The 14,328-nt window shown below is 58.0% G+C and carries 8 protein-coding genes; 6 read left to right on the forward strand and 2 right to left on the reverse strand.

What is annotated here, in order from left to right; translation table 11 throughout:
- The first annotated feature begins 84 nt into the window (after positions 1-84).
- From PTW35_RS02945 to recD, 4 genes are all read left to right on the forward strand, one after another.
- Positions 85-1,065, forward strand: coding sequence for a TDT family transporter (locus PTW35_RS02945; RefSeq protein ID WP_281026467.1), 981 nt, complete (start codon positions 85-87; stop codon positions 1,063-1,065).
- Between the two features lie 143 nt (positions 1,066-1,208).
- Positions 1,209-4,670 (forward strand): exodeoxyribonuclease V subunit gamma, encoded by a 3,462-nt coding sequence (recC, locus tag PTW35_RS02950; RefSeq protein ID WP_281026468.1) that lies wholly within the window; start codon positions 1,209-1,211, stop codon positions 4,668-4,670.
- A gap of 293 nt (positions 4,671-4,963) precedes the next feature.
- Entirely contained in the window at positions 4,964-8,578 is a 3,615-nt protein-coding gene (gene recB, locus PTW35_RS02955; protein ID WP_281026469.1) for an exodeoxyribonuclease V subunit beta, read from the forward strand.
- On the forward strand, positions 8,571-10,649 hold the full coding sequence (recD, locus tag PTW35_RS02960) for an exodeoxyribonuclease V subunit alpha (protein WP_281026470.1): 2,079 nt from the start codon (positions 8,571-8,573) through the stop codon (positions 10,647-10,649). Before recB ends, recD begins: the two co-directional genes overlap by 8 nt.
- A gap of 69 nt (positions 10,650-10,718) precedes the next feature.
- On the opposite strand, the gene argA is transcribed toward recD, so the two are convergent.
- The gene (gene argA, locus PTW35_RS02965; RefSeq protein WP_281026471.1) at positions 10,719-12,044 is read right to left on the reverse strand and encodes an amino-acid N-acetyltransferase; all 1,326 of its coding nucleotides are present in this window, start codon (positions 12,042-12,044) and stop codon (positions 10,719-10,721) included.
- 249 nt (positions 12,045-12,293) lie between these two features.
- Here argA and PTW35_RS02970 point away from each other — a divergent pair, with 249 nt between their 5' ends.
- Positions 12,294-12,695, forward strand: coding sequence for a DUF2850 domain-containing protein (locus PTW35_RS02970; protein WP_281026472.1), 402 nt, complete (start codon positions 12,294-12,296; stop codon positions 12,693-12,695).
- On the opposite strand, the gene PTW35_RS02975 is transcribed toward PTW35_RS02970, so the two are convergent.
- Entirely contained in the window at positions 12,692-12,925 is a 234-nt protein-coding gene (locus PTW35_RS02975; protein ID WP_044622569.1) for a hypothetical protein, read from the reverse strand. The two genes, PTW35_RS02970 and PTW35_RS02975, sit on opposite strands and share 4 nt — an antisense overlap.
- A gap of 250 nt (positions 12,926-13,175) precedes the next feature.
- On the opposite strand from PTW35_RS02975, the gene mltA reads away from it, so the two are divergent.
- Positions 13,176-14,264, forward strand: a complete 1,089-nt coding sequence (gene mltA / locus PTW35_RS02980) for a murein transglycosylase A (RefSeq protein ID WP_281026473.1) — start codon at positions 13,176-13,178, stop codon at positions 14,262-14,264.
- The last annotated feature ends 64 nt before the right edge of the window (positions 14,265-14,328 follow it).

Below are 14,328 nucleotides of genomic sequence, written 5' to 3' on the forward strand. Positions count from 1 at the left end.
TTCAAGTATCCTAAACGATCGGATGCCGATAAACTAGCCGGGTGTTTATGAGAAGTGATGCGCTGTCTTTGGGAGAGCCTCGAAATGATTACAGTAACAAAGCAAAAAGTACTGGGTGCACCGACTCCAATGGCTGGCTTGGCCTTGGGTATTGCTAGCCTTGGCTGGTGTTGGGAAAATGCTGCCGATCTCGGCGGTCGTGGACAACTGATCGGGGCAGGGATCGCCAGTGTCTTGTTGGTGGTGTTACTGGTTAAGTTTCTTATCCATCCCCGCGCCTTGTGGCAAGATCTCAGTCATCCGGTTGTTGGTAGCGTTGTGCCGACCTTTGCCATGGGAACCATGGTTGTGTCCAAGGCATTGGGGAACTATTACCCGGTGGCCGGGCAGGTATTGTGGCTGGCGGCAGTGGTATTGCATCTGATCTTTTTGGTACTGTTTACCTATCACCGCGCCAAGGATTTTGAGCTGCACCATATGGTACCGAGCTGGTTCGTGCCACCGATTGGGATCATCGTCGCCGATGTGGCCTTTCCTGGCGGGGCATTGCGTCCTTTGGCTGAAGGCCTGCAGTTATTCGGTATGGGGATCTATGCGGTAATGTTGCCGTTGATGGTATACCGCCTGATTTTCAGCCATGAAATTCCAGATGCGGCCAAGCCGACCATTGCTATTATGGCTGCGCCGGCCAGCCTGTCTCTGGCGGGCTATCTGACCGTGACTCAGCAGCCATCTCCGGTGGTGATTGCCTTGCTGGGTGGGATTGCCGTGCTGATGACCTTTGTGATTTATCTGGCGTTCTACCGCTTGCTACGTTTGTCGTTCAGCCCCGGCTATGCGGCATTCACTTTCCCATTGGTGATTGGGGCGACCGCGATGTTCAAGGTGGCAAGCTGGATGGCGACCCAGGGATATGGGGTTGAATATATCAGTCAGGTGTCGTCGCTGGCTCATCTTGAGCTGTATGTTGCTACTGCAGTCGTGAGCTATGTCGCCCTTCGCTACGCAGCCTTCTACCGTCCGGTTTCCCAGTTGCTGCACTGTGTTGCGCCAAGCCGTGCGTGATATAGCGACCCAAAAATTATCCACTTTAGAGGTGGAGTGATTAGGAGCCCAGCGATGCTGGGCTTTTTAATGATTTGAATTTGCAGCCAATCCACTGATGGTAGACAATCAAGGGTAATTTCCTCTATCGGTGAGTCACCAGCGTGTTTACTGTCTATCACTCCAACCAACTGGATCTACTGAAATCCCTGCTTGTCGAGCTGATCCGCTTGGAACCTCTCGATAACCCATTCGAGCAAGAGCAGATCTTGGTCCAAAGCCCCGGCATGTCACAGTGGCTGAAACTGGAGCTGGCCAAATCCCAGGGGATTGCTGCCAATATTGAGTTTCCGCTTCCTGCAACTTTCATTTGGAACATGTTCACCAAGGTGTTGAGTGATGTGCCCGAGCGCAGTGCCTTCAACAAAGAGGCCATGACCTGGAAGCTGCTTCAGGTGTTGCCGCCGCAGCTATCGCGTCCGGAGTTTGCGCCACTGGCCAATTATCTGTGTGACGACGCCAACCAGGTCAAGAGCTATCAGCTAGCCGAGAAAATCGCCGATATCTTTGACCAATACTTGGTGTATCGGCCGGAGTGGATCCAGTCCTGGGAGTCCGACACTATCGATCCCGAGCTGGTGGAGGAGCATCCATGGCAGCCGCTGCTGTGGCAAGCACTCTATGATCATACCCTCGCATTGGGCCAGTCGCCGTATCACCGTGCCAACCTTTATGACCACTTCATCGAAACCCTCGAGGGCTATTTACAAAGTGGCTCGCCACTGCCGGCGGGTTTGCCGAAGCGGCTGTTTGTGTTCGGTATTTCAGCCCTGCCACCGCGTTACCTCGACGCCTTGGCGGCGCTGGGTAAGCATATCGATGTGCATTTGATGTTTACCAACCCTTGCCGCCATTACTGGGGCGATGTCCGCGACCGCAAATTCCTCGCCCGGCTGGCCGCCAAGCAGCGCCAGCAGCTGCAGTGGTGTGCCGATCACAGTGAGCACGGTGCGGTGATTTCGCCGCTCAAGGGGGATATCGAGGCCAATGTCGTTGACGAGACCCACGAGGGGGCGGTGGGCAACACCTTGCTGGCCTCGCTCGGCAAGCTTGGCCGGGATAACCTGTATCTGCTGTCGGAAATGGAGGCCTATGAAGTCGAGGCGTTTGTCGATATCGAGCCCGACTCATTGCTCCATGCGGTGCAGGCCGACATCCTCAACCTCGAGGATCGGATCAATGACGAAATCACCGAGTCTAGCCACCACAAGCTGGCCATTGCCGCAGACGACCGCTCGCTGAGCGTCCATGCCTGCCATTCGCCGATGCGCGAAGTGGAAGTGCTGCACGACAATTTGTTGGCGATGCTGGCGGACACCCCTGCTCTATCCCCCCGGGATATTGTGGTGATGGTGGCCGACATCAACAGTTACAGCCCGTATATCCAGGCGGTGTTCGGCAATGCGCCAGGCGAGCGTTACATTCCGTTCTCCATTTCCGACCGCAGTGCCGATCAGGAAAACCCGGCGCTACTTGCATTCCTGCGTTTGCTGGCCCTGCCGGAAAGCCGCTGCCAGGCTTCTGAGTTGCTGGAGCTGCTTGAGGTCCCAGCCGTCATGGCCAGGTTTGGTTTTGATAGCGACAAGTTCGAGCGGGTGAAGCTGTGGATCGAGGAAGTGGGGATCCGCTGGGGGCTGGATGATGACACGGCCGAAGAGTTTGCCTTGCCGCGCCAGCAGCAAAACACTTGGCTGTTCGGCTTGCAGCGGATGCTGCTGGGGTATGCCATGCCGCAAGAGGCTGGTTTGTACCAGGGCGTGCTGGGCTATGAAGAAGTGCAGGGGCTCGATGCCGAACTGGCCGGGCAGCTCGGCCTGTTCATCGAAACGCTGATGCACTACCGCCAGCAACTGGCGCAGCCGCAGCCGATCGCGAGCTGGATGACGCTGCTCAACGAGATGCTGGATGATTGCTTTGCGGTCGACATTGACGGTGAGTTGGTGCTGAGGATGATCCGCGACAAGATCCAGCAGCTGGAGCAGCAGTTGGCCGATGCGGGTTATGATGCGGAGATAACCCCGGCAGTGATGCGGGATTACCTTAACGGCAAGCTGTCGGGCGAGCGGGTTAGCCAGCGCTTTTTGGCCGGTCAGGTGAACTTCTGTACTCTGATGCCGATGCGTTCGATCCCGTTCAAGGTGGTGTGCCTGCTGGGGATGAATGATGGCGTTTATCCTCGCTCGATCCCCCCCGAAGGGTTTGACCTGATGGCCGGCCGCTCACGCCATGGTGACCGTTCCCGCCGGGATGACGACCGTTACCTGTTCCTCGAGGCGATCCAGTCTGCCCAACAGGCACTGTACATCAGCTATGTGGGGCGCTCGATCCAGGATAACAGCGAAAAAGTGCCGTCTGTCCTGGTCAGCGAGCTGCTGGAGTACTGCCAGCAGGGTTACTGCCTGGCGGGTGATGAAACCCTGCCGGTCGATCAATCGGCACAGAGGCTGGTTGCCAACCTCACCCAAACCCACCCGCTGGTACCGTTCAGCCCGCAGTCGTTCAGCGGCGCAAACCATAGCTATGCCGCCGAATGGTTGTCGGTGGCCAACCAGGCTTTTATCGAGCCGGAAGCCTTCCAGTCGGCTCCGCTGGAGCCTGATTTGAGCGACGACAGGGCCGAGGGAGTCCTCGAACTGGCGGAGCTGGCGCGCTTCTGGCGCCTGCCGGTGCAGTATTTCTTCAACCGTCGTTTGAAGGTGTTTTTTGATGGTCTCCAGGGCGGGCCGGAAGACGATGAGCCGTTTGCCCTCGATGGGCTGGGGCGTTATCAGCTGCGTGAGGCCTTGCTGACAACCTTCCTCGACTGCCACAGACAGCAATCACTCGGCCGGAACACCTTCAGCCGCGACCAGGCGTTCGAACAGTTTGCCCGCTACCAGCAGGCGGCAGGCGGCTTGCCGGTGGCGCAGTTTGGCGAGCTGGAGCTGATGGAAGAGCGTGGCCAGATAGAGCAGCTGGCCGATAGCGTTGTCCAGTTTATGGCCCAGCCGCTGCCGGATGTGGAAGTGGATTGCGTGGTAACGGTTGCCGGACGCGGTATCCGGCTGCAGGGCTGGCTCAAGCATGTCACCCAGCAGGGCCTTGTTCGCTACCGGCCGGGTAAAATCCGGGCGCAGGATATTCTGGCCTGCTGGCTTGATCACCTGTGCTTGGCGGTGATGAAACCGAGCCAGCCGACCTACCTCATCGGCATTGATGGCCGCTGGCTGCTTGAGCCGGTATCGGCCCAGTATGCACTGGAGCAACTGGCCGTGCTTGTCGAAGGCTATGACAGTGGCTTGACCCAGCCGCTGCCGTATTTCCCAAGGACCGCCCATGCCGGGATCCTGGCCAGTATCGATAAGAAAGGGCAGTGGTGCAATGATGACGCGACCTTGGCAAAGGCCGAGAGCAAGCGGGCGGAGGCGTTCAACGGCGGCTACATGTTCGAGGGCGAGGGCAACAACAGCTATATCTACCGGGTGTGGCCGCTGTGGGATGGCGAACTGGCCGCACAGCTGCAGCAGTGGGAAGATCATATCCTGAAACCTGCGGTGATGCAGTTGCGAGAGGTGGAGCAGGGCTAATCGAGCAGTGGATAAGGCAGGGAGGTGTAGCGTGGCCGCCAGCAAATCATTATTGATTGTAGGGTGTTCGCTGTACGGCCACCGGTCCAGAGGTTGACCAAATTTCGTGGCTCAGATACTAGCGGACCGGTTGGGCGGAAACCGTGAAACGTCTCTCATATTGATAGATGGGTTAGTGCTGGAATTCGATATATTTATTTGAATTCGCGCTAGATCACAAAAAATAATTTCGGACGGCTGGGGTTTTGTAAGGAAACCTTGGCCCAGTTCACTGATAGGAATCAGCGTATTCTATGACTCAACAATCTCTTCTCATCACCCCGGAGCCGCTGGAGCCGATGTGCTTTCCGCTGCATGGTAATCGCTTGATCGAGGCCTCGGCCGGCACCGGCAAAACCTTCACCATTGCCAGCCTGTATCTGCGCTTGCTGCTTGGCCATGGTGATGCGCAGACTCGGTTTCCCAGGGAGCTGACGGTTGATCAGATTTTGGTGGTGACCTTCACCGAGGCGGCCACCGCCGAGCTGCGTGATCGTATCCGCCGCCGGATCCATGATGCCCGCCTGGCCTTTAGTCGAGGTAGCAGCGACGATCCGGTGATCAAGCCGTTGCTGGGAGATATTGGCGATCACAAGGCGGCCGCCGCCATTTTGCTGCAGGCCGAGCGCCAGATGGATGAGGCTGCCATTTTTACCATCCACGGCTTTTGCCAGCGGATGCTAACCCAGAATGCCTTCGAGTCGGGCAGCCTGTTCAACAATGAGTTTGTTACCGAAGAGAGCCACCTGCGGGCCCAGGTGGTCGCGGATTTCTGGCGCCGTAATTTCTATCCGTTGCCACGCAGTCTGGCGGCGGAGGTACGCAAACTCTGGTCGGCGCCGGGGGCCCTGCTGCCGGAGATCAACCGCTTCCTGTCGGGAGCGGAAGTTACCGTTCGCGCCCCGCAGCTGACAGGCAGCCTCGAGCAGGTACACGAGGAAAACCTGCTGCGTATCAATCATGTCAAGCGGCTGTGGCGCGACAGTGCTGGCGACCTGCATGACATCATTGCCAGCTCCGGGGTGAACAAGCGCAGCTACACCAAAACCAGCTTGCCCAAGGCGCTGGCAGAGGTGGGAGAGTGGGCCGATCGCGACAACACCGGTTACCAGTTGCCCAAAGCTCTGGATAAGTTTGATCAGCAGGTGCTGCGAGACAAGACCAGCAAGGGCCAGCCACCGGAGCATCCGGTGTTTGTGGCTATCGGTGAGTTGTTGGCCAATAAGCCGAATATACGCGATCCCTTGTTGGCGCATGCCATCAAAGAGTGTCGCCAGCTGTTGCGCGAGGCCAAGCAGCGCAAGGGGTGGCTGTCATTTGATGATCTGCTGACCCAGCTGTCGGCGGCGTTGAGCCAAGATGACAGCGGCTTGCTGGCCAGTCGGATCCGCCATCTTTTTCCGGTGGCCATGATCGATGAATTCCAGGATACCGATCCGCTCCAGTACAGTATTTTCAGTACGATTTATGGCGAGCAGCGTCAGGCGCCTGAACTGCCGGAAGGCGAGCTCGGCCCTTGTGGCCTGTTTATGATTGGTGATCCCAAGCAGGCCATTTACGCCTTCCGCGGCGCCGATATTTTTACCTATATCCAGGCTCGTCGCCAGGTGACCGCCCATTATACCCTGGGCACCAACTGGCGCTCGACCGCCGAAATGGTCGGCGCCGTGAACCGGATTTTCCAACATCCTGAGCGGCCATTTATCTACGACGAGGACATCACGTTCCTGCCGGTTGCTCACAGCCCGAAAGCCCAGGGGCGCGGCTGGCAGCTTGATGGCATGCAGCAGCCGGCCATGTGCTTTTGGCATCAAGAGGCTGAGGAGCCTACCAAGAAAGGGGATTACCAGCAGGTGATGGCGGAGGCTACCACCGCTGAAATTCAGAAAATCCTTACCATGTCACAGCAGGGCAAGGCGGTACTGGTTGATGGCGAGCAAACCCGCCCGATCCATGCCAGTGATATTTCGGTACTGGTGCGTACCGGCAGTGAGGCGGCGTTGATCCGCCGTACCTTGGCCGATCAGGGCATTGCCAGTGTCTACCTCTCCAATCGTGACAGTGTGTTTGCCTGCACCGAGGCCGCGGATTTGCTGCGTTTTCTGCAGGCGGTACTGACCCCTGAAGATGATCGCAATATGCGCGCGGCCTTGGCCTCGAGCTTGTTTGGCTTGACGGCCCAGGCGCTCGATGCGATGAACACCAGCGAAAGCGTTTGGGAGCAATATGTGTCGGAGTTCCGCGCTTACCGCAAGCTGTGGCAAACCCGCGGGGTGCTGCCGATGCTGCGTCATATGCTGGCCCAGCGCAAGATCCCCGAAACCCTGCTGAGCCAAAACGGTGGCGAGCGCCGGCTCACCGATATCCTGCACATTGGCGAGTTGCTGCAGCAGGCGAGCCAAACCCTGGACAGCGATCATGGCTTGTTGCGCTGGCTGGCCGAACATATCGAAGCGCCTAACGGCAATGCCGATGAGCAGCAGCTGCGCCTGGAGTCGGATCGTAACCTGGTGCAGATCGTTACTATCCACAAGTCCAAGGGGCTTGAGTATGACATTGTCTTCCTGCCTTTCGTCTGCAGTTACCGCGAGGCCAATACCGCGCTGTTCCATGACGATCAGAGCCAGCAGTCGGTGCTGGATATCGCTGCCAGCGAAGAGAGCATGGAGCTGGCCGAGAAGGAGCGCCTGGCGGAAGATTTACGCCTGCTCTACGTCGCCCTGACCCGCGCGGTCTATGGCTGTTATATCGGCATGTCACCGATCCGCAACGGCCTGAGCCGGAAGGAGCCGACCGGCCTGCATCGCTCGGCAATCGGCTGGCTGGTACAAAACGCCAAAGAGGGCGGGCTGGCCGAGCTGGCCAGCGCTCTGGCTGCATTGGCCTCGCAATCCGAGGCTGTCACCGTGCTGCCGCCACCGCCTTTGCCCGACACGCCTTGGGTGCCCGGCGAGGAGGACAAGCCGCAGCTGTCGGCATCGGTGTTTGACAAAGAGATTGACCGCAGCTGGTGGATCACCAGTTACTCAGGTCTGATCAAGCAGGGCCATAGCCATCATGATGCCTCTTTCGAACTGCCGGGCTTTGATACCGACTCGTCGGGCGACGAAGCCCAGGGGGACGAGGGCGTCGAGCCTGCCCTTACCATTTATACCTTTCCGAAAGGCGCGCGGCCGGGGACCTTCCTGCATACCCTGTTTGAGGAAATTGAGTTTACCGCACCGGTCGACAGTCCGGAAACGACCGGGAAGATCCTTGAATTGCTGCGGTTGGAAAATTACGACGAGGAATGGCTGCCGGTGTTGCAGACCATGATCCGCGATGTTCTGGCGTGCCCGCTCGATGGCGAGGCGATGCGGCTGGGCGAGATCGCACCGTCACAGCGCTTGACCGAAATGGAGTTTATGCTGCCGATCAACCTGCTGTCGGCCCCGCTGCTCAACAAGGCCATTGCCCGCCACGATAACCTGTCGGCCAAAGCCGGTGAGTTGGGTTTTGCCACGGTAAGCGGCATGCTGAAGGGCTTTATCGATCTGGTTTTCGAGCACAATGGCCGCTACTACGTGCTGGACTGGAAGTCGAACTTCCTGGGCGAGGAGCCGAACCTGTACCGGGGAGATATGCTGGACCAGGCAATGGTCGAGCATCGCTATGATCTACAGTACCAGCTCTATGCGCTGGCCCTGCACCGCTTCCTCAAGAGCCGCAAGGCTGACTACAACTACGATGACCACTTCGGTGGTGTCTATTACCTGTTCTTGCGGGGAGTGAAGGCGGGCAGTGATAGTGGCATCTTCCGTGCCAAGCCGTCTTTGGCCCTGCTGACCGAACTGGAGACCTTGATTGACGGAGAATCCCCAGATGCTTAATCGCCTTGAAGTCCTTGTTCGCCAGGGCTACCTACGCCCGCTGGACCACCAGTTTGCCAAATTTGTTGCCCAGGGAGGCAATCACTCGGCTGAGCCGCTGGTCGCCCTGGTTGCGGCGCTGGCGAGTTATGAACTGGGCCAGGGCCATGTCTGTGTGCGAGTGCCAGAGGTTGATCCTGCGCGGTTGTTTGGCCTGCCCGCCAAACTTAGCCTGCCGTTGGCCGACGGGTTGCCCGAGCCGCAATTATGGCTGGCGGAGCTGGCACAGTCCGAGGCCGTCTCGGATGGCAGCAGGCCCACCCCGCTGGTGATGGATGGCGATCGGATCTACCTCAATCGCTATTGGCAGTTCGAGCAACAGGTCGCGGAGCAGTTGCGCCTGCGGGCGCAAAGCGGCGAAGATGGCTTGCAGCCCGAGCTGATGGCGGCCAAGCTCGATGAACTGTTTGCCCGCGATTACCGCTACCTGTTTGCCGCCCTGCAGCAGCTGGCACAAGCCGGAGGGACCGCACAGGATAGGCAGCGTGAAGTCTGTGACAAGCTGGATGTCGTCCAACCTGAAATGCTGGACTGGCCGGCGGTTGATGCCGTCCTCCTGTCGGCTGGGAGCGCTGAAGAGCTCGCGCCGCTGGACACCCTGGTGCCGGCCGGCAGCTGCCTCAACTGGCAGAAGGTGGCCGCTGCGGTCGCGCTGACCCGCCAGTTTGCGGTGATTTCCGGCGGCCCCGGTACCGGCAAAACCACCACGGTGGCCAAGTTGCTGGCGGCCCTGGTGACCCAGGCGATCCAGCGTGACGAGCGCGATGAACAGGGTGCCCTGCAGCTGCCGGATATCAAGCTGGTGGCACCGACCGGTAAGGCGGCGGCCAGGCTGACCGAATCGATTGGCTCGGCGGTGGACTCGTTAGCCGTCGACGAGGTGGTGAAAAGCAACATTCCGACCCAGTCGAGCACCATACACCGTCTGCTCGGGGCGATCCCCAACCGGGTCGCCTTCCGCCATAACCGCGACAACCCGCTGCACTTGGATGTACTGGTGGTGGACGAGGCCTCGATGGTCGACTTGCCGATGATGGCCCGCCTGCTCGATGCTTTGCCAGCCCACGCCAAGCTGATCCTGCTCGGTGATCGGGATCAGCTGGCATCGGTCGAGGCGGGCGCAGTACTGGGCGATATCTGTGCTTTTGCCGAACAAGGCTACACCCCGGCTCAAAGCCAGTTGCTCGGCCAGTTGACCGGGTTTGGCTTTCAGCAAGCGCATGCCGCCCCGTCGGCGATTGCCGATAGCTTGTGTATGCTGCAAAAGAGCTACCGTTTCCACGCCCAGTCGGGGATCGGCCAGCTGGCCAAGGCGATCAACAGCGGCAAGCCGTATCGGGTTGAGCAGGTTTGGCAGCAGGGCTTTCGTGATATCCAGCTCTATCCGCTAGGGGCCGAGGCCTACCAGGCAATGATCACCAATGTGGTCAGCTTCTACAGTGATTACCTCGAGGCGATCGACGCGGGTAAGACTCCGGGCGAAGTGCTCAAGGCATTTGCCCAGGTCCGTTTGCTGTGCGCGGTGCGGGAAGGTGATTTCGGTGTCGCGGGGCTGAACCAGCGCATCGAGCGGGCCCTGGCACGCAAGGGCAAGATTGCCCCGGGCGAAGAGACCTGGTATGTCGGCAGGCCAGTTATGATCAGCCAGAATGACCATGGCTTGGGGCTTTACAACGGGGATATCGGTATCGCGATGCACGACCGCGAGGCCGATCCGCTGACGGGCAACCGGGTGCTCAGGGTATACTTCGAGATGCCTGACGGCACTATCCGCGGCGTACTGCCGAGCCGACTGCCCGAGCACGAGACTGTCTACGCCATGACCATCCATAAATCGCAGGGCTCGGAGTTTGCCGACACCCTGATGGTACTGCCGCCTGACTTCAGCCCGATACTGACCCGCGAGCTGGTGTATACCGGGGTGACGAGGGCCAAGTCCAAGCTGTACATGTTTGCCACCAAGGATGTGCTCAGCCGCTCCGTGACCATGCGGACAGAGCGGGCGAGCGGCTTGGCGAGCTTGTTATCGTAAGCTGACATGACAGCAGAATGACAAATCAGTTTTGAGTGGCTACTGAGGTCGGTTGGAAGCGATTATCGCCTACAAGTCGAGGATCAGAATCTTGGAACGGCGCTGGAAGTTGTACAGCGCCTTTTTTGCCACCGGCAAACTGTCGACACTGGACTCGCTGAAGCCCTGCTCGCGGAACCAGTGCAGGCTGCGGGTGGTGAGGACAAACAAGTGGGCCAGCCCCATCCGCTTGGCCTGCAGTTTGAGCTGGCTCAGCAGCAAGGCACCGCGGTCGCCGTCGCGGAAGTCACGGTGGACGGCGACACAGGCCATTTCGGCCATCCGTTCGTCCGGGAACGGGTAGAGGGCGGCACAGCCGATGATCAGCCCGTCGCGTTCGATAATGGTAAACTGCTCTACTTCCTGCTCGAGCTGCTCTCGCGAGCGGCGGACCAGGATCCCGTCTTGCTCCAGCGGCCGGATCAGCTCTAGGATCCCGCCGATATCGTCAATCGTGGCCTGGCGGACCTGCTCGGCGCTCTCCATCACGATTTGGGTGCCGATACCATCGAGTGAAAACAGCTCCTGGATCAACGCGCCATCTTCTTTGTAGCTGATCAGGTGGCTGCGGGGAACCCCGGCCCGGCAGGCCGTGATGGCACCACGGAGGAAGCGGCCGGTGCCGCGCTCTTGCTGTTGCAGTTCGATCAGGCGTTGCAGGGCGTACTCGGCCTCGATCGGCAGCATTTCAGAAACAACCCCTCCCTCGGCGTCGAGCACCCCTTGCTCGGAGCAAAAGCCAATCAGCTTGTCGGCATTGAGCTTGATGGCCAGCTGGGTCGCAATTTCTTCCGAGGTCAGGTTGAAACACTCACCGGTGACCGAGCTGGCTATCGGGCCCAGCAGGACAATGGCACGCTGGTCGAGCTGGCGGTGGATGGCCTCGGTATCTATCCGCCGGATCCGCCCGCTATGGGCATAATCCACCCCGTCATCAACCCCCAGCGGCTGGGCAATGACGAAATTGCCGCTGACGATGTTAATCTGTGAGCCGGCCATCGGGGTATTATTCAGCCCCATTGAAAACCTGGCCGTAATATCCAGCTGCAGCTGCCCCGCCGCTTGCTTGGCGATTTCCAGGGCCCGCTCGTCCGTGACCCGGATCCCTTTGTGATAGGGGGTCTTGTAATTCATCTGCTTGGCCAGGCCGGAGATCTGCGGCCTGGCGCCATATACCATCACGATGCGCAGCCCGAGGCTGTTGAGCAGGGCGATATCATTGACGATATGGGGAAAGTTTTCATGGGCGATGGCTTCCCCGCCGACCATGATGACAATGGTTTTGCCAATGTGGGCGTTGAGGTATGGGGCCGACTGGCGGAACCCTTTGACCAAGGCGGTACTTCTGAACTTCACGGCTGGCTTTCCTTGTAGCTGTGTTGCCGGCTGGGCAATGAACGTACGAAATGACGAGGTAATAGTGATGTTATTGATGATTATGCGTTTTGTGTCAATAAAAATTCAATCTAGGGGGGCGATTACTTCGTAACGCCCGGGTGATTTTTGGGGAGAAGATCCCGTTATTTATCTTGGCCAATAGATAACTGCCGAAAATGGTTGGCATTAAGTTATATTGGCGGGGAAAAGCGCTATGTTTGAAGAGTTATGACCATTAAGCAAAAAACATCCTTGTTCACCCATCGCCGGATCAGTTCGGCCATGGCTATTGCCGCAACCGGCGCGGTGGCACTGGGGCTACTCCTGGCAGGCCTGTTTGATAATGCGGTAGCGCAAGAGAACAACTTGCCCAATATCTACGGGGTGTGGGTCGAGCAGGATGTCGCCCCTTATGCCGCCGATCGGTTTGAAATCCGACCGGAGGGTGTGTTTGTCGGTGGCCGCCAGGTCAATACCCAGTATCAATGGGATGGCAGCAAGCTGGAATACCTGAAGGGCGAGACGCGCTATTCTTATTCTTTTGTCTCCGGCCGGCTAATTCGCCAGAGCCCGGCGCACTATACTTCTTCTTTTGCTCGCCAGACCCTTCTAATCGAACAAACCCATTAGTTGATTGCCGCTTTGGGCAACTCCCGCAGCAACTGGTTGACCGGGATTTGCCTGAGCGCAACTTGCCTCATGATATCTGCGGTAGCAGGACTTCCGCCCAAACAGCGTTGGATAGCCGCATTGATTTGCTGGGGGGGATTGCCCTCGCTGACCAGGTTCCGTATCCATTGGTATTCAATTGAATTGATGTTCAAGAGTGTGTCTTTACCGACTTTGAGAGGTGGGTGCATATGGCGCTTCCTTGCTGTTTAAAATGACGTTTTTGTTACGTTTTTATTAGTTACATGACTACTGTGACACAAATATGACAGGTGTGGCATATGGGTGCGGAATGCGAGGCAATTCAGACAAATTGCTGACACAGGTAGGAAAAAGATCAGGAAAAATAGTTGCTGGGAGTAACCACTGGTAGGCGGGAGTGCCGCAGTTGGTTACACTGATGAAAAATTGGATTCCAAACAAGACAATATAGGATTCACGGTGTTTCGAAAAGCAACGATTGCTCTGTTAATTATGGGTTTGGTGGGATGCGCCAAGCCAACTGATCGTGGTCAGCAATACCTGGACGGGGAATTTGATCAGGTACTCAACCAGGTTGAGGTTGTGGCGTCGGATAAGCCGAAAGACTTTAGCCGCTTTTCGGCGCAGATGGAGAAAGTGATTGAGCGCTCTCCGTCGATGGCGGGAACGTATCAGGCGCTTTACCGTCAGGTAGAGAGCTGGGTAGCAAATGGCGGCGAGCTGTCCGAGCTTGGCAACTACGGTATTGAAGTTGCTCAGATGGGGGGCGGCGACGGTTACGGCAACGTCATGTTTACCGGATATTTCTCTCCAGTGATCGAGTTGCGCCATCAGCCGGATGAGGTATACCGCTACCCGGTGTACGGCATGCCTGAGTGTAATGGCCAATGCCCGAGCCGGGCCGAAATCTATGCCGGGGCTCTTGATGGCAAAGGACTGGAGCTGGGTTACAGTGCCTCGATGCTTGATCTGTTCATGATGGAAGTGCAGGGCAGTGGCTTTGTCCACTTCGATGATAACGACGAGCTGCAATATTTCGCCTACAGGGGCAAGAACGGCCACCGCTACGTCAGTATTGGCCGTATCCTCATCGAACGTGGCGAAGTGCCGCGTGAGAAGATGTCGCTTAAGGCGATTGATGAGTGGGTAAACCAGCAGGACGAGGAGACGGTGCGCGAGCTGCTGGAGCAGAACCCGTCATATGTGTTCTTCAAGCCGCAGGACAACCTGGATGTGATGGGAACGGCGGGTATTCCGCTGCAGGCCTATGCGTCGGTTGCGGCCGACCGTGATTACCTGCCGATGGGCAGTGTGTTACTGGCAGAGGTTCCCCAGCTTGACGAGGCCGGAAAGTGGAATGGCCAGCATGTGCTTAAATTACTAATGGCACTGGATACCGGCGGTGCGGTGAAGAAAAACCATCTTGACTTGTACCATGGCATGGGTGCCCAGGCCGGCGTGGACGCCGGCCATTACAAGCACTTTGGCCGAGTGTGGAAGCTGGGCCTCCAGGGCTCGAAAACCGAGCAGCCTTGGCTGACCCAGTAAATAGATATCAACCGGTTGACTGGACAATTTCCCAAAGAGTGCGTATAAATCGCACTCTTTCTTT

Origin of the sequence: Photobacterium sp. DA100 (genome assembly GCF_029223585.1) — a bacterium.
GTDB lineage: Bacteria > Pseudomonadota > Gammaproteobacteria > Enterobacterales > Vibrionaceae > Photobacterium.

Excerpts from the sequence above, each read along its gene's own strand:
- PTW35_RS02945 (WP_281026467.1), top strand. The coding sequence starts at position 85 with ATGATTACAGTAACAAAGCAAAAAGTACTGGGTGCACCGACTCCAATG.
- recB (WP_281026469.1), top strand. The coding sequence starts at position 4,964 with ATGACTCAACAATCTCTTCTCATCACCCCGGAGCCGCTGGAGCCGATG.
- recD (WP_281026470.1), top strand. The coding sequence starts at position 8,571 with ATGCTTAATCGCCTTGAAGTCCTTGTTCGCCAGGGCTACCTACGCCCG.
- PTW35_RS02970 (WP_281026472.1), top strand. The coding sequence starts at position 12,294 with ATGACCATTAAGCAAAAAACATCCTTGTTCACCCATCGCCGGATCAGT.
- PTW35_RS02975 (WP_044622569.1), bottom strand. The coding sequence starts at position 12,925 with ATGCACCCACCTCTCAAAGTCGGTAAAGACACACTCTTGAACATCAAT.